The 14,562-nt window shown below is 72.7% G+C and carries 16 protein-coding genes; 7 read left to right on the top strand and 9 right to left on the bottom strand.

Annotated elements, in window-relative coordinates; all coding sequences use genetic code 11:
• Positions 1 to 75: 75 nt before the first annotated feature.
• From ACIGXE_RS17795 to ACIGXE_RS17760, 8 genes are all read right to left on the bottom strand, one after another.
• A complete protein-coding gene (locus ACIGXE_RS17795) occupies positions 76 to 801 on the bottom strand; it encodes an alpha/beta fold hydrolase (protein WP_399748292.1) in 726 nt (241 codons plus the stop codon).
• A 37-nt stretch (positions 802 to 838) separates the two neighbouring features.
• Positions 839 to 1,570 (bottom strand): GPR1/FUN34/YaaH family transporter, encoded by a 732-nt coding sequence (locus ACIGXE_RS17790; RefSeq protein WP_399748290.1) that lies wholly within the window; start codon positions 1,568 to 1,570, stop codon positions 839 to 841.
• Positions 1,571 to 1,583: 13 nt separating this feature from the next.
• A complete protein-coding gene (locus tag ACIGXE_RS17785; protein WP_399748288.1) occupies positions 1,584 to 3,527 on the bottom strand; it encodes an amidohydrolase in 1,944 nt (647 codons plus the stop codon).
• Positions 3,524 to 4,477: an alpha/beta hydrolase gene (locus ACIGXE_RS17780; RefSeq protein ID WP_399748286.1), complete on the bottom strand. Its 954-nt coding sequence runs from the start codon at positions 4,475 to 4,477 to the stop codon at positions 3,524 to 3,526. Before ACIGXE_RS17780 ends, ACIGXE_RS17785 begins: the two co-directional genes overlap by 4 nt.
• Positions 4,478 to 4,554: 77 nt before the next feature.
• Entirely contained in the window at positions 4,555 to 5,979 is a 1,425-nt protein-coding gene (locus ACIGXE_RS17775) for a dihydrolipoyl dehydrogenase family protein (protein ID WP_399748284.1), read from the bottom strand.
• On the bottom strand, positions 5,979 to 6,587 hold the full coding sequence (locus ACIGXE_RS17770) for a Dps family protein (RefSeq protein WP_399748282.1): 609 nt from the start codon (positions 6,585 to 6,587) through the stop codon (positions 5,979 to 5,981). Before ACIGXE_RS17770 ends, ACIGXE_RS17775 begins: the two co-directional genes overlap by 1 nt.
• A 97-nt stretch (positions 6,588 to 6,684) precedes the next feature.
• The gene (locus ACIGXE_RS17765; RefSeq protein WP_399748281.1) at positions 6,685 to 7,206 is read right to left on the bottom strand and encodes a DoxX family protein; all 522 of its coding nucleotides are present in this window, start codon (positions 7,204 to 7,206) and stop codon (positions 6,685 to 6,687) included.
• Positions 7,207 to 7,211: 5 nt separating this feature from the next.
• Positions 7,212 to 7,874 carry a hydrolase gene (locus ACIGXE_RS17760; RefSeq protein ID WP_399748279.1) on the bottom strand — a complete coding sequence of 221 codons (663 nt, stop codon included), beginning with the start codon at positions 7,872 to 7,874 and terminating at the stop codon, positions 7,212 to 7,214.
• Positions 7,875 to 8,258: 384 nt separating this feature from the next.
• On the opposite strand from ACIGXE_RS17760, the gene ACIGXE_RS17755 reads away from it, so the two are divergent.
• From ACIGXE_RS17755 to ACIGXE_RS17735, 5 genes are all read left to right on the top strand, one after another.
• On the top strand, positions 8,259 to 9,158 hold the full coding sequence (locus tag ACIGXE_RS17755; RefSeq protein ID WP_399748277.1) for an NAD-dependent protein deacetylase: 900 nt from the start codon (positions 8,259 to 8,261) through the stop codon (positions 9,156 to 9,158).
• 113 nt (positions 9,159 to 9,271) lie between these two features.
• Entirely contained in the window at positions 9,272 to 10,312 is a 1,041-nt protein-coding gene (locus ACIGXE_RS17750; protein ID WP_399748275.1) for a vWA domain-containing protein, read from the top strand.
• A gap of 270 nt (positions 10,313 to 10,582) precedes the next feature.
• Entirely contained in the window at positions 10,583 to 11,470 is an 888-nt protein-coding gene (locus ACIGXE_RS17745; RefSeq protein ID WP_399748273.1) for a DUF4436 family protein, read from the top strand.
• Positions 11,471 to 11,571: 101 nt separating this feature from the next.
• Positions 11,572 to 11,964, top strand: a complete 393-nt coding sequence (locus tag ACIGXE_RS17740; RefSeq protein ID WP_399748271.1) for a hypothetical protein — start codon at positions 11,572 to 11,574, stop codon at positions 11,962 to 11,964.
• Positions 11,961 to 12,614 carry a class I SAM-dependent DNA methyltransferase gene (locus tag ACIGXE_RS17735; protein ID WP_399748269.1) on the top strand — a complete coding sequence of 218 codons (654 nt, stop codon included), beginning with the start codon at positions 11,961 to 11,963 and terminating at the stop codon, positions 12,612 to 12,614. Before ACIGXE_RS17740 ends, ACIGXE_RS17735 begins: the two co-directional genes overlap by 4 nt.
• 81 nt (positions 12,615 to 12,695) lie before the next feature.
• On the opposite strand, the gene ACIGXE_RS17730 is transcribed toward ACIGXE_RS17735, so the two are convergent.
• A complete protein-coding gene (locus ACIGXE_RS17730) occupies positions 12,696 to 13,331 on the bottom strand; it encodes a TetR/AcrR family transcriptional regulator (protein WP_399748267.1) in 636 nt (211 codons plus the stop codon).
• A gap of 97 nt (positions 13,332 to 13,428) precedes the next feature.
• Between ACIGXE_RS17730 and ACIGXE_RS17725 the strand changes: the two genes are divergently transcribed.
• Together ACIGXE_RS17725 and ACIGXE_RS17720 are read left to right on the top strand one after the other, a co-directional pair.
• Positions 13,429 to 13,845 carry a DUF4345 domain-containing protein gene (locus ACIGXE_RS17725; RefSeq protein ID WP_399748265.1) on the top strand — a complete coding sequence of 139 codons (417 nt, stop codon included), beginning with the start codon at positions 13,429 to 13,431 and terminating at the stop codon, positions 13,843 to 13,845.
• A gap of 321 nt (positions 13,846 to 14,166) precedes the next feature.
• Complete coding sequence (locus tag ACIGXE_RS17720; protein ID WP_399748263.1) at positions 14,167 to 14,562, top strand: tyrosinase cofactor; 396 nt, start codon at positions 14,167 to 14,169, stop codon at positions 14,560 to 14,562.

The following is a 14,562-nucleotide window of genomic DNA, read 5'->3' as shown; positions in this document are numbered from 1 at the left end:
CAAGATCTGCGGGGCGATCAGAAACTACCAGCGCTCGAACGGCTTCGACTAATCGTTCGAACTTGGACGATCGGGTCAGTGGGCGGTGGACCGGACCGCCTCCAGGATCAGCTCCGCCACGGCCTTCGGCCGGGCGAGCATGACCAGGTGCGAGGAGTCGACCTCCACGGTGGTCATGCCGGCGCGCTGGTAGCCGTAGCGCTCCACATCGGGGTTGATCGTGCGGTCGGAGGAGGCCACCAGACCCCATGAGGGCTTGGTCCTCCACGCCGCGACCGGCGCCGCCTCCGTGAAGGCCCGTGCGGCCAGGGGGCGCTGGGAGACCGCGAGCACCGCGGCGAGGTCGGGGTCGACGTCGGCGGCGAACAGCTCGGGGAACCGGTCGACCGCCACCGAGACGTCGGTGCCGGTCTCGGTGGAGCCGGCCACCGGGAAGGGGGTGTACACGAGCGCGTCGGCGAGACCGGAGTCGGGGAAGCGGCCCTGCAGCTCGCCCAGGCTCTCGCCCTCCTCCAGCGCGTATCCGGCGAGGTACACCAGCGCGCGGACGTTCTCCTCCGCGCCGGCGAGGGTGATGACGGCGCCGCCGTAGGAGTGCCCCACCAGGACCACGGGTCCTTCGACGGCGCGGACCACGGAGGCGATGTACGCGGCGTCGTCGACGAGGCCGCGGTTGGGGACCGCCGGAGCCGTCACCTCCAGTCCGGCGGCGGTCAGTTCGGGGATGAGCCGGGCGTAGCTGGAGGCATCGGCGAAGGCGCCGTGGACCAGGACGACGGTGGGCCGGGCGTGTCGGGGCATGGACGAACTCCTCGGTGGATGAAGGTGGGCGGTGCGGTCAGAGCGTGCGGCGCACGCCTGCCTGGCGTTCCAGGTTGCGGAGTTGGACGGACAGGTCGCCCTCGACGGCGAGGTGGGCGGGGCCGCTGCGGCCGATCGGCAGGACCTGCTCGCTGCGCATGTCCTCGAGCATCAGGGCGAACGCCGTGTACATCGCGACGAGCGCCACCACGAGACCGAGCGCGCCGGACGCGCGCGTCAGCCATGCGGCGCCGGTGACGCCCGCGAGTCCGGTGGCCGCCCAGCGGGGCAGGGAGACCACCAGCACGAACCACAGGGCGCGCTTGGGCCGGGTCACGGCGGTCATCAGCGCCCCGAAGCACAGGAGCGCCAGGTTGAACACACCGAGGACCCGGAGGCCGTCCGCCGCGCCGCTGATCATGACGAGCGCGTAGGGCAGCCAGCTGCCGGCGAACACCGCCATCAGGGTCGCGGCGATCACGTCGCGGGCACCGAAGGCCAGGAAGCTGACGAGGAGTTGCAGGACGAAGGCCGGCAGCACGCAGAACGCGACGGCGGCGCGGGCCTCCTCCTCGAAGATCCCCAGCTGGAGCGAGCCCGTCATCACGGAGGCGATGGCGATCGTGAAGAAGCCGAGCGGCATGGGCGAGGCGATGGGGCGCAGGTTGATCCGTGTCATCGACCGGAGGTCCGGTTCGAAACGGCGACCGGGGGGAGCGCCGTCCGGGACGTCGTCGCCGCCGTCGGCGGCGGGTGAGGCTGCGGTCATCACGGGTTCTCTCTCAGTGCTCGAAGCAGGGGTCGACGAAGGACGGCGTCGTCCCGGGGACGGAGCCGCGCGCGACGCGCCAGCGGCGGTGCTGCTCGGACTCGGCGACGGCCTCGGCCACCGATGCCGCCTGGCGGGCGCCGGCCTGGCCTGCCCGCTGCCCCTGGTCTCCCCGGCCCCGGCGGCCGCCGTGTTCGGACCGGCTCCCCTGGTAGCCGCCGAAGTGCGCCACGGGGCTCCACTCGGGGGTCACCGGCGGGACGGCCTCGTCGAGACCCTCGTACTCGGCGGCCGCGTAGACGATGCGGCCGCCGACGACGGTGAGGACGGACTCGATGTCGGGAATGACGTCCTCGGGCACGGTGAGGTAGTCGTCGGACAGGATCGCGAGGTCGCCGTAGCAGCCCTCGCGCAGGCTTCCCTTGACGTCCTGTTCACCGGTGATCCGCGCCCCGCCCCGGGTGTAGAGGCCGAGTGCGGTCTCCCGGTCGATCAGGTTCCCGGCGGGGAAGAGCGGGGTGCCGCCGACGGTGCGGCCGGTCACGAGCCAGTGGAGGGCGACCCACGGGTTGTACGAGGAGACCCGGGTGGCGTCGGTTCCGGCGGCGACGGTCAGGCCCCGGTCGAGCATGGCCCGGACCGGCGGGGTGTGGGCGGCGGCCCCGGCGCCGTAACGGTCGAGGAAGGCGGTGCCCTGGAAGGACATGCGGTTCTGGACCGAGACGGCGCCACCGAGGGCGGCGATCCGGTCGAGGCTGCCGGCCGAGACGGTCTCCGCGTGGTCGAAGAGCCAGCGGTTGCCGCCGGGGAAGAGCCCTTCGGCCGCGAGCTTCTCGAAGACGGCCAGGTCACGGCGGATGGTCTCGTCGTACGTGGCGTGGAGCCGGAAGCCCCAGCCGTTCTCCAGGAGCAGCCGGACGGCCCGCTCGAACTCGGTCTCGTACCCGGCGGCGAGCTCGGGGCGCGGTTCGGAGAAGTTCTCGAAGTCCGCGGCGGCCCAGGTCAGGTTCTCGCCGGCGCCGTTGAGGCGGAGCCACTCGTCGCCGTCCCCGGGCTTGACCGTCTCGGTCCAGCGCCTGAGGTCGGCGAGCTCCTGCCCCGCCGTCTGCGGGAAGAGGTGGTAGGCGATCCGGAGGGTCAGCTCCCCCGATGCGGCGAGGTCGACGACCGTGGCGTAGTTGTCGGGGAAGTTCTGGAACCCGCCCGCGGCGTCGACCGCCGAGGTCAGTCCGAAGCGGTTCAGCTCCCGCAGGAAGTGGCGCGTCGACGTGCGCTTGTCCGCCTCGTCGAGGGCGGGTGCCTTCGCCAGGGTCGAGTACAGGATGAGCGCGCTCGGCGCCGCGAGCAGCACGCCGTTGGGTTCGCCGTCCCGGCCGCGGACGATCTGCCCGCCGCGCGGATCGGGGGTGTCGCGGGTGAACCCGGCGGCCTGTACCGCGGCCCGGTTCATCAGGGCCGACTGGTACAGGTGCAGGACGAAGACCGGGGTGTCGGGGGCCGCGGCGTTCAGCTCGGCGACGGTCGGCATCCGGCGCTCGGCGAACTGTTCGGCGGTCCAGCCGCCGACGACCCGGATCCACTGCCCCTTGGGCGTGCGGCCGGCCTGCTCGCGCAGCATCGCCAGGGCGTGGCGCAGGCTGCGCACGCCGTCCCAGCGCAGCTCCAGGACGTAGTTCAGGCCACCCCTGATGACGTGCAGGTGCGCATCGTTGAGGCCGGGGATCACCCGGCGGCCGAGGGCGTCGACGACCCTGGTCCCCGGTCCGACGAGGCGGGCGAGGGCGTGGTCGTCGCCGAGGGCCGCGACCCGGCCGTCGCGGATCGCGACGGCACGGGCCTCGGGTCGGGCGGCGTCCCCGGTGAACACCTTGGCGTTGCGGACGAGGAGGTCGGCGTGTTCGGGCACGTGCCGCGGGGCGGGAACGAGGCCCGCGACCGGCATGCTCTGCGGCGTCATGCGAGGGCCTTGCGCAGGGTGTCGGTGGCGAGGCCGATGGCGAGTTCCGCGGCGTGCGTCTCGCGCAGCGCGTTCAGCATGACGAAGTCGTGGATGGCGCCCTGGACGCGCAGGGCGGTGACCGGGACGCCGGCGGCGCGGAGCTTGGCCGCGTACGCCTCGCCCTCGTCGCGCAGGACGTCCGCCTCGGCCGTGATCACCAGGGCGGGCGGCAGGCCGGCCAGCTGCTCCGTGGAGGCGCGCAGCGGGGAGGCGGTGACCTGGGCGCGCTCGGCCTCGTCGGTCGTGTACCGGTCCCAGAACCACTTCATGGCATCGCGACGCAGGAAGTATCCCTCCGCGAACTCGTGGTACGAGTCGGTGTCGAAGCTCGCGTCCGTCACCGGGTAGAAGAGGACTTGATGGGCGAACGTCACGTCACCGCGCCCCTTGGCCATGAGGGTGAGGGCGGCGCTCATGTTGCCGCCGACCGAGTCGCCCGCGACGGCGATCCGCGTGCCGTCCAGGTCCTTGTGGCGGCCCTCGCGGGCGATCCACCGGGCGACGCTGTAGTTCTGCTCGACGGCGACGGGGTAACGGGCCTCGGGCGACAGGTCGTACTCGGGGAACACCACGGCCGCGCGGGCGCCGACGGCGAGTTCGCGGACGAGCCGGTCGTGGGTATGGGCGTTGCCGAAGACCCAGCCCGCGCCGTGGATGTAGAGGATCACGGGGAGCGGGCCGGTGGCGCCGTGGGGACGGACGATCCGGGTGCGGACGCCGCCGGTCGGGCCGCCCGGGACGGTGATCCACTCCTCGTCGACGTCGGGCAGGGGGACGCCGTCACCGCTCTGGACGTCGTCCACGGCCTTGCGCCCGTCGGCCACGGGGATCTGGTAGAGGAACGGCGGCTGGGCGGTGGCATCGGCGAACGCCTGGGCGGCGGGTTCGAGGATCGGACGGTTCTTCACGAGGGGTTCTCCTGACGGTACGGGGCTGGGAGGGGTTGAGGTGGGATGGGGTGGGGTGGGGTGGGGTGGGGTGGCGCTCAGAGGCCGTACGCCTCCAGGAGGCGGAGCCAGACCTCGCTCACCGTCGGGAAGGCGGGGACGGCGTGCCACAGGCGCTCCAGGGGGACCTCGCCCACGATGGCCACGGTGGCCGTGTGGACGAGTTCGGACGCCATCGGGCCGGTGAGCGTGCAGCCGACGACGACTCCCCGGGTCTCGTCGACGACGAGCTTGGCGAGGCCGCGGTAGGCGTCCGCGTGGAGCGCGGCGCCCGCGACGTCGTCGATGCGGTACTCCACCGTGCGCACGGCGAGACCCGCTTCGCGTGCCGCGCGTTCCGTGAGACCGACGCTCGCGACCTCGGGACGGGTGAAGACGGCCTGCGGGACGGCGAAGCGGTCGGCCTCCGCGCTCCACGGCTGCCGCCCCCCGGTGTCGGCCGGGCGCCCGGCGGCTCGCTCGGCGATCGCCGCCGCGCAGGCCCGGGCCTGGTACTTGGCCATGTGGGTGAGCGGCGCGCGGTGGTTCACGTCACCGACGGCGTAGAGCCATGCGCCCCCGACCCCGGTGACGCGGCAGGTGTCGTCGACCGGGAGCCAGTCGCCGGTCGGAAGTCCGACGGATTCCAGGCCGAGGTCCGCGGTACGCGGGCGCCGTCCGACGGCGGCGAGGACCTCGTCGCAGACGAGGGTGGTGCCGTCGTCCGCCTCCACGGTCACCGTGCGGGTGTCCTCGTCCCGGGCCACGCGGACCGCCGAGACCCCGAAGCGGATCGTGACGCCCAGATCGCTCAGTCCCCGGGTGACCTCCTCACCCGCGCACGGCTCCCAGCCGGTCAGCAGCGCCTGGTCGCGGACGAGCAGGGTGACGGAGGAGCCGAGCGAGCGCCAGGCGGTGGCCATCTCGCAGGCCACCACTCCCCCGCCGATGACGACGAGCCGGGCCGGCACCGCGTCGGCCGTGGTGGCCTGCCGGTTGGTCCACACGCCGATCCGGTCGAGCCCTTCCACCGGCGGCAGCGCGGGTTCCGTGCCGGTGCAGAGCACGACCGCGCGCCGGGCCCGCAGGGTCCGGACCGTGCCGCCGGCGCCGGTCACCGCCACCCGGCGCTCACCGGCGAGCCGCCCGTGCCCCCTGACGAGCGCGATTCCCGCGCCGTCGAGCCAGTCGGCCTGACCGGTGTCGTCACCTCGCCCGGTGAAGCGGTCGCGGCGGGCCAGGACGCGCGCCGGGTCGAGTGCGTCCGTGACCGCCTGCCGGGCCCCGTCGACCGCGCGGGCCGCCGCCAGGGCGGCGTCGGGTCGCAGCAAGGCCTTGCTCGGCACGCAGGCACGGTAGGAGCATTCGCCGCCGACCGCCTCGGCCTCGACGACGACGGCGGTCAGCCCCGCCCGGACGGTCCGGTCGGCGACGACCTCGCCGGCCGGCCCGCCGCCGACCACGACGACGTCGTACGTGTCCATCAGCCGCGCACCAGCGGGGTGTCCACCAGGTGCTCGGCCAGGAACCACACCTGGGCCTCGCCGGTACGGATGACGTCGGAGACGAGCAGGTCGGCGCTGCCCTCGTCGCCCTCCTCGGAGAGCCGGGCGGCAGCGTCCCGCACGTCGATCAGGATCCGCTCGTGCGCGTCGAGGAGCCGCGAGAGCATGACGGGCACCGGCTCGACGCCGTCCGGCGGCCGCGGGATCGCGGTCAGCTGCGCGACATGGCGGGGGTCCCCGACGGCGACGCCGCCGAGGCTCTGGATCCGCTCGGCCAGCGCGTCCACGACGGCCAGTTGGGCCTCCGCGTGCTTGTCGAGCATCAGGTGGAGCGAGTAGAAGGTGGCCCCGCGCATGAGCCAGTGGTGCTTCTTGTAGAGGGAGTAGAGGATCTGCGTGTCGGCGAGCACGCGATTCAGCCGCTGGCAGGCGTACATGCGGGTGTCGTGGCCGAGGCCGATCGGCAACTGCTTGAGCGTGCCGAACGCCTGGGTCTCGGCGCCCTTCTGGTGCAGCAGCGGCTGGCCGCCGCCGTGCGCGGGGCCGGTGGTGGGTCCGGTGCCGGACGGGGTGGTCGCGGTGTCCATGAGGTACTCCTGGTGGGAGGCGTGGGAAGGGGGTGGGTGGACCCGGCCGCCCGGGCGGGGGTGTGGGCGGCCGGGCCCGGTCTCGGGCGGCGCGGGTTCAGTGCCCGCCGCGGGCGGCGGTGCGCGGCGCCGCAGGGGCCGGCCGGTGCAGGACGAGCCGGGTGAGGAGTCCGCTGCCGGCGCCGGCCAGGAGCGCGAGGGCCGCCCACCACAAGGGGTACGGCCCGAGGCCGAGGGCGGCGTCGAGGGACCAGGCGCCGGGTCCGGTGGCGGCCAGGGCGACGGCGGTGCCGATCAGGACGAGCGGGTACTCGTAGCCGTCGTTCTGCACCCAGAGCCCGTGGCGCCATTTGACGGTGAGGGCGACCGTCATGACCCCGACGACCCCGGTCGCGGCGAGCGGCGTGAGGAGGCCGGCGGCGAGCAGCAGGCCGGATCCGATCTGACCACCGCCGGCCGCCAGGGCGGTGAGGGCGCCGCCGCGGAATCCGTCGGCACGGAACTCCTCCGTGCCGCCCTCGAGTCCCCTGCCGCCCAGGTGCGAGCTGACCTTCTGCACACCGTGGCCGGCGACGAGCAGGCCCACCAGCAGACGCAGGATCAGAATGCCGGTGTCCACGGGGGTCAGCCGGCCGCGTGCGCGCCGATGACGCTCTGCGCGTACACGACACCGAGGCCGTACGCGCCCGCGTGGGCCTTGACGATCTCCATGACCGCGCCGTACGTCTCCTGACGCGCCCAGTCGCGCTGCAGCTCCAGCAGGACCTGGACCCAGGTGACGGGCACCGCGCCGGCGGCGATCATCCGCTGCAGCGCGTGCTCGTGGGCGGCCGGGCTGACGCCGCCCGAGGCGTCGGAGACGACGTACACCTCGTAACCCTGCTCGAGCGCGGAGAGCGCGGGCAGCACCAGACAGACCTCGGTCCACAGACCCGCGAGGACGATCTTCCTGCGCCCGGTCGCCCGCACCGCCGCGACCAGCGCCTCGTCCTCCCAGGCGTTCATGGTGGTGCGATCGATGATCTCGTGCTGGGGGAACACCTCGGCGAGCTGGGGCAGCAGGGGCCCGGAGAACGACTCGGCGGCGACCGTGGTCAGGACGGTCGGCACGTCGAACGCCCGAGCCGCCTTGGCGAGACCGACGGTGCTGTTGATGATCGCGGCACGGTCGCCGCTGCCGGTGCCGAAGAACATCTGCGGCTGGTGGTCGACGAAGAGCATGACCGCGTTGTCCGGCGTGAGCAGGTCCTTGCTCGGGGCGGCCTGCACCTGGGCGATGTCGAACATGAGGGGTCCTTTCGGAGCGATCGGAAGCGCGCCCGCCGCCTCGGCGGCTCGGCACGCTCGAAGCTACGAGCGACCCGGCCGACCGGGTTGACTTCCCGCGCCCAGCGGTTGGCACGACGGCGCACACCTGGGCGGGAACGAGCAGGGAGGAGCGGCGCGCCTCTCACCGCCAGGGCCGGACGGGCGGTCCTCGGCGAACGGACCCGTCACTCCGCGCGCGTGCGGTGCGACGCTGTGCGACGAGACCCCTGCACGGGCCTGCGCGCCTCGGACCAGGCCGCCCCGCCGCCCCGCCGAAGCGCTGCCGCCGCGCTCCGGGGCCGCCGCCGCCGGGGCCTCCGCGCTGCCGGGGCGGGTGCCGGGACGTTTGCGTACCCTGGCGGCATGCGTACGCGCCCCACCTTGAGCTGGACACCCACCGGGGATCTGCCACCGGGCACCACCGACCTCGGGCCGGTCGCCGACGCACTCGGCGCCGGCGGCGTTCTGGTGCTCAGCGGGGCGGGGATCTCCACGGAGTCGGGCATCCCCGACTACCGAGGCGAAGGCGGGAGCCTGAGCCGGCACACCCCGATGACCTACCAGGACTTCATCGGCGGGGCGCAGGCCCGCCGCCGGTACTGGGCGCGCAGCCACCTCGGCTGGCGTACGTTCGGCCGGGCCCGGCCCAACGCCGGACACGGGGCCGTGGCCGCGTTCGGGCGGCACGGTCTGCTCGCGGGTGTGATCACCCAGAACGTCGACGGGCTGCACCAGGCCGCCGGCAGCGAGCCCGTCGTCGAGCTGCACGGGAGCCTGAGCCGGGTCGTCTGCCTCTCCTGTCGGGAGGTCAGCACGCGGCGGGAGCTGGCCCGGCGGCTGGAGGAGGCCAACCGGGGTTTCGAGCCGGTGGCGGCCGGAATCAATCCGGACGGCGACGCCGACCTCACCGACGAGCAGGTCGCGGACTTCCACGTGGTGCCCTGCACGGTGTGCGGCGGCATCCTCAAACCGGACGTCGTGTTCTTCGGCGAATCCGTTCCGCCGCAGCGCGTCGAGCACTGCCGCGCGCTGGTGCGCGAGGCGGCCTCGCTGCTCGTCCTCGGCTCCTCCCTGACGGTGATGTCCGGGCTCCGGTTCGTCCGCCAGGCGGCGGAGGCCGGCAAGCCGGTGTTCATCATCAACCGGGACCACACGCGGGGCGACCGGCACGCCGTCACCCGCGTCGCGCTCCCCCTCGGCACGGCCCTGACCAGCCTGGCCGACCGCCTGGACGTCCCCCTGGACAGCCGGACGACTCCCTGACCCGAACCGTCGCGGGGGTCCCTTCGACCGGGCACGGGAGCCCAGGTCGATTGTCAGTGCCGGGTGAGACGGTAGGGCTACCGATTCCGATTCGGAAAGAGGGGGAGCCACCCGTGTCCGGAAGCCAGAACTACATCAACCACGTCGCCCTTGTGCTGGACGCCAGTTCGTCCATGTCGCACCTGAGCCGCAAGGTCGTCGAGGTCGCCGACCAGCAGATCGAGTATCTCGCCCGGCGCTCGCGGGAGTTGGACCAGGAGACCCGTGTCACGGTGTACGTCTTCGCCGACAAGGTGGAGTGCGTCATCTACGACAAGGACGTGCTGCGGATGCCCTCGCTGAAGCAGCTGTACCGGGTCGGCGGGATGACCGCCCTGCTGGCGGCCGCGCTGAAGTCGCAGCGCGAGCTGGCCCAGACGGCTCAACTGTACGGCGACCACAGCTTCCTGACGTTCGTGCTGACCGACGGACAGGAGAACGCGAGCCATCGCTGCCCCGACGCCCCCAGCAGGAACGCGCGTCAACTGGTCGCCGCGGTGGGCGAGATGTTCCAGACGCAGGAGGACAACTGGACGCTCGCCGTCCTCGTACCCGACCAGATGGGCAAGCGCGAGGCCATGCAGTGCGGCTTCCCGAAGGACAACATCGCGATCTGGGACGCCACGAGCACGCAGGGCCTGGAGGAGGCCGGGCAGGTCATCCAGGAGGCCACCGAGAAGTTCATGGTGGGCCGCACGAAGGGCATCCGCGGCTCGCGGGCCGTGTTCTCCGTGGGCGCGGAGGCCGTCAACGAGGACACCATCAAGGCGGCCGGCCTCACTGCGGCGGACCCGTCCGCGTACCAGCTGATTCCGGTGACGCGTGACGCGGCGATCCGCGAATGGGTGATCGAGTCCGGCCACACGTACCGCACCGGATGCGCGTTCTACCAGCTGAGCAAGTCGGAGAAGATCCAGGCGCGCAAGCAGATCGCGGTGCTCGAGAAGAAGACGGACCGCGTCTACACGGGACCGGAGGCGAGGGCCCTCCTCGGCCTGCCGGACGTCGAGGTCCGCGTGAAGCCCGACCACAACGACGACTTCACCATCTTCGTGCAGAGCACCAGCGTGAACCGCAAGCTCGTGCCGCAGACCCGCCTGCTGATGATGATCTGACCAACGCGCGGGGGACGGGCCGTCCGCGGGGTACGCGTGGCGGCCCGAGGCCGGTCGAGCCGACCGGTCGTTGCCGACACGCCCGCTCGGCTCCGGCGGATCGTGGGCCCGGTCCACGAGGATCGCAGCGAACCCCACCGCCCGGGGCTCGTGGAGGACGCCCGCCCACGGGCCCGCCGGTTGCGACCGGTCGCGCCGCGTGGGCGCGGGGTCCGATCCACGCGTGGGCGTCGGACGAGCCCGTTCCCCTGCCACCTCGTCGGAGTCACCATGGCGCCACCTCCGGACCCACCCCGTCCCCGACGCTCCGGGACGTCGATACTGCCGATCCTGGTGCCCATCGCCCTCCTGATCGTGGTGGCGGTCACCGTGGGCTCGTGGCTGCAGTTCGCCGAACGGCAGGCTGTCGACGAGGTCCACACCACCGGCTCCGCAGCCGACGACCGGGTGGAGGTGCGGGCCACCGTCCAGCACGTCGACGCCGCCGCCAGGGAGCTGGTCCTGCGGGTCCGGGTCGGCCTGCACGGATCGCTCGGCGAGCAGGAGGGGGTCGCCCCGGTGGCGGATCTCAGCCTGGAGACGTCCGCGACGACCCTCGGCGACCTGGAGTTCAAGGCGCACGAGCGGCTCTCGACCAGTGACGTACCGGTGGCGCTCTCCGACGGATCGATCAGCGACTATCCGTTCGACAGCTACGAGACCGACATCGGGTTCCGGGCGCTGCTGGGCGGCAAGCAGGTCCCCGTGCGGCTGCTGTTCTCCAACAACGACACCCTGTTCGCGATCTCCGCGACGCCGATGCCCTCCGAGCAGGAGGCCGTCATGAGTCTGGGGCTGCGCCGATCGAGCAGCGTGCTCGTCTTCGTGACCTTCATGATGCTCGTGATGTGGGCGCTGGCGTCGTCCGTGCTCATCGCCGCCTGGTACCTGACGAGCCGTGGCGAGAACCTGGTGTGGCCGGCCCTCGCCTGGATGGCCGCCACGCTGTTCGCCCTCTCGGCGTTCCGCAACACCGCCCCCGGCACTCCCCCGATCGGCTGCGTGCTGGACTGGTTCGCCTTCCTGTGGGCCGAGACCGTCATCGCCCTCTGCCTGATCGCCGTCGTGATCTCCGGCGTCCGCCACGCCCTCCGCGCACACGACGCCCGCCCCGCCTGAGGGCCGTCCTCCCGATCGACGACGCGGGCCCGGAGGGGTTCCCGAGGGGAGCGAGGGGGGAGGAGGCCCTGAGGGGCGGTTGATGTCAGGGGGCGACGCCGATGATGTTCGGGTACTCGGATTCGTGGTGGGTGCTGTTGCTGTACCCGGCGGTGCTGTGGGTGCTGTTCGGGCCGTTCGTGATGGTGGCGCTGGGGGTGTGGTGCGGCAGGGCGCCCGGCCCGCGGTCCCGGTTGTGGTCGGTGCTGGTTCCGCTGGTCCCGGTGGTGACCTCGGCGGTTCTGACCGTCTTCCCGCTGAGCAAGTGGGAGCGTGCGGTACGGGTGGACGGCACCGAGGGACCGCCGGAGCAGTTGGACGAGTTCCTCGGCTATCTCGCCGTGTACGTCGGGGGTATCACCGTGCTGCCGTGGTTGCTCGGCTACGGCATCACGCGTCTGGTGCGCTTCGTGCGCTCCCGCCGGCGCGGCCCGGCGTCTACAGTCTCCCGGTGACCGAACTCGACACCTTGCAGGCCACCCGCGAGGCCTACGACGCCATCGCCTCCACGTACGCGCGGCTGTTCCACGACACTCTGGGCGATCGCCCTTGGGAGCGGGCCCTCCTGGGCGCCTTTGCGGAGCTGGTGCGGTCGCGCGGCGAGGGCGGGGGCGAGGTCGCGGACCTGGGCTGCGGGCCGGGCCACGTCACGGCTCACCTGCACGGGCTGGGTCTGCGTGCCTTCGGCGTCGACGCCTCCCCCGTGATGATCGGACTCGCTCGCGAGGCCCATCCCGGCCTGCGGTTCGAGGTCGGCTCGATGGCCGCGCTGGACATCGGGGACGGCGCGCTGGGCGGGGTGCTCTCGCGGTGGTCCGTCATCCACACCCCGCCGCAGGAGCTGCCCGCCGTCTTCGCCGAGTTCGCCCGGGTGCTGGCTCCCGGCGGGCAGCTGCTGATCGAGTTTCCCGCCACTGACGGGCCCGACCAGGAGACGCAGGCCTACGACCACACCGTGGCGACGGCCTACCGCTGGTCCCCCGATCGCTTCGCCGCGCTGCTCCGCGAGCACGGCCTGAGGGAGTCGGCCCGCCTGGTGTCGGAGCCGAAGCCGACCGACCGGCGGCAGTTCCAGGAGGTCCAGCTCCTCGCGTACAAGGCGTAGTCGGGCCGCCGTGCCGACGGCGGGTCGAGTCGGCACGGCTCTCAGGGCCGGGGGGCTGCGTCGGTCGCGTGGCGTGGCCAGTCAGGGCTGGGGAGCCGCGTCGGTCGCGTGGCGTGGCCAGTCAGGGGCGGGGTCCTCGGCGAGCAGGGGCCGGAGTGCGCCGAGGACCGCGCCGACGCAGACGTCGCGCAACTGGGTTCGGCCGCAGGTCTCGTGGGCGAGCCAGTCGACGCAGAGGACCTGGACGAAGACCAGCCAGCTCTTCAGTACGCCGGACACGGCCTCGCGGGTGCCGTCGTCCGCGAGGGGCAGCACGGCCAGCAGCCGCGCGCGGAGCATGTCCAGCTCGTCCGTCATGATCGTCTGGATCACGGGGTCGCCCGCGAGCACCCGGTTCGCGGCGAGGACGGCGTTGCGGTTCGCCACGAAGTAGTCGAGGTGGACGTCCATGCCCTGGGTGAGCTGGTCCACCAGTGAGTCGGCGGGGTCGAGCCGCGTCTCGGCGAGCAGCTGGTCCGCCGCCTGTCGGTAGACGGCCGCGAAGAGGGCGTGCTTGCTGGGGAAGTGACGGTACAGCAGGGCCCGGGAGACGCCCGCCTGTTCGGCGACCTCCTCCATCAGCACCTCGTCGTAGGGGTGGGCGGCGAAGAGCCGGGCACCGACGGCGAGGAGTTGGGCGCGGCGGTCGGCGGGAGCGAGTCGCTTGCGGGGAGGCACGAACGCATCTTAGTTGACATGTGTCCACCAGGGCGCCAACGTAGTAGACACATGTCAACTAGGCATGGATGTCGACACCGGACCGCCTGGAGGGACCATGGCAAAGGCTCTGCGCACACTCACACAGACGATGGGTTGGGCCTGCGTGGCGATCGGGCTCTTCCACGTGACACTCGGCAACGCGGCACTCCCCGGCGCCGGTTCCGCCGGCGCGACGGTCGACAGCTGGGGCCGCTTCATGGGGGCGAGCTTCGCGGGCTACGGGCTGGCCTGGCTCTGGGCCGCACGGCAGCGCCCCATCCCGGCTCAGGCGGTGCGGTGGCTGGCCGGGGTGTTCCTGCTGGGCGGCGTGGGGCGGCTGCTCTCGCTCGCCGCGCACGGGTGGCCGCAGTGGTTCCAGGTCGCGCTGACCGTGATCGAGCTGGGCCTGCCGCCGGTCTTCTTCTGGCTGGCCGACGCGGAGGAGCGCAACCGGCGCGGCGACGCCATGGCGGCAACGCCCGCCGGGGCATGAGGATCGGCGGCTCCCCGACCTGGGGGCCGCATGTGATCCGGTCAGTCTGACGGCGTGGGGCCCACCACATCGCGTCCGTCAGATCGAAAGATCGTCCACGAGACGATCACTTACTCCGCAAGATTTTCACCTCCGGGCGCCCCACGGCTCCCGGACAGCAAGATCATCGTGGTTCAAGTCTGGACTTTTCAGGGCATGTTGTCCGGTTCACAGCCAACCCTCTCCCGGCGATTTCCGCCGCGCCCGCGTCCCCCCGTACTGATGGGAGCTGCCGGGGGCATATGACCACCCCCCGGTCGCACCATTCACCAGGGGGTTCTCATGTCCAGCATCACCCGCCGCAAGGCTCTGGGCGTCGCCGCCGGCGCCGCCGGTGCCGCCGCAGGCCTCGCGCTCGCCGGGTCCGCCGTCGCCGCTCCGCGCGCCGGCGGCCCGGCGGCGACCGCCGCTCCGGCCGAGTTCGACGAGGTCTACCTGGGACGCCGCATCAAGGGCGGTCCCGCGCACGGCGGAGGTCACCACGGGGGGCACCACGGGGGCGGCTACTCCGTCACCATCGACGGCGAGGAACTGCACGTCATGCAGAACGCCGACGGCACCTGGATCAGCGTGATCAACCACTACGAGCCCGCCGCCACGCCCAAGGCGATCGCCCGCGCGGCCGTCCGCGAGCTTCAGGGCGCCCCGCTCGTGCCCCTCGCCCTCCCCCTCGCCTGA

The sequence above is a fragment of the Streptomyces sp. NPDC053431 genome (genome assembly GCF_044544925.1).
In the GTDB taxonomy this organism is placed as follows: Bacteria; Actinomycetota; Actinomycetes; order Streptomycetales; family Streptomycetaceae; genus Streptomyces.
The sequence above is the reverse complement of the archived record's forward strand: the minus strand, read 5'-3'. Positions and strand labels throughout refer to the sequence as shown.

Excerpts from the sequence above, each read along its gene's own strand:
- ACIGXE_RS17720 (WP_399748263.1), top strand. The coding sequence starts at position 14,167 with ATGTCCAGCATCACCCGCCGCAAGGCTCTGGGCGTCGCCGCCGGCGCC.
- ACIGXE_RS17725 (WP_399748265.1), top strand. The coding sequence starts at position 13,429 with ATGGCAAAGGCTCTGCGCACACTCACACAGACGATGGGTTGGGCCTGC.
- ACIGXE_RS17770 (WP_399748282.1), bottom strand. The coding sequence starts at position 6,587 with ATGGACACCGCGACCACCCCGTCCGGCACCGGACCCACCACCGGCCCC.
- ACIGXE_RS17795 (WP_399748292.1), bottom strand. The coding sequence starts at position 801 with ATGCCCCGACACGCCCGGCCCACCGTCGTCCTGGTCCACGGCGCCTTC.
- ACIGXE_RS17755 (WP_399748277.1), top strand. The coding sequence starts at position 8,259 with ATGCGTACGCGCCCCACCTTGAGCTGGACACCCACCGGGGATCTGCCA.
- ACIGXE_RS17760 (WP_399748279.1), bottom strand. The coding sequence starts at position 7,874 with ATGTTCGACATCGCCCAGGTGCAGGCCGCCCCGAGCAAGGACCTGCTC.
- ACIGXE_RS17785 (WP_399748288.1), bottom strand. The coding sequence starts at position 3,527 with ATGACGCCGCAGAGCATGCCGGTCGCGGGCCTCGTTCCCGCCCCGCGG.
- ACIGXE_RS17745 (WP_399748273.1), top strand. The coding sequence starts at position 10,583 with ATGGCGCCACCTCCGGACCCACCCCGTCCCCGACGCTCCGGGACGTCG.
- ACIGXE_RS17740 (WP_399748271.1), top strand. The coding sequence starts at position 11,572 with ATGATGTTCGGGTACTCGGATTCGTGGTGGGTGCTGTTGCTGTACCCG.
- ACIGXE_RS17790 (WP_399748290.1), bottom strand. The coding sequence starts at position 1,570 with ATGACCGCAGCCTCACCCGCCGCCGACGGCGGCGACGACGTCCCGGAC.
- ACIGXE_RS17775 (WP_399748284.1), bottom strand. The coding sequence starts at position 5,979 with ATGGACACGTACGACGTCGTCGTGGTCGGCGGCGGGCCGGCCGGCGAG.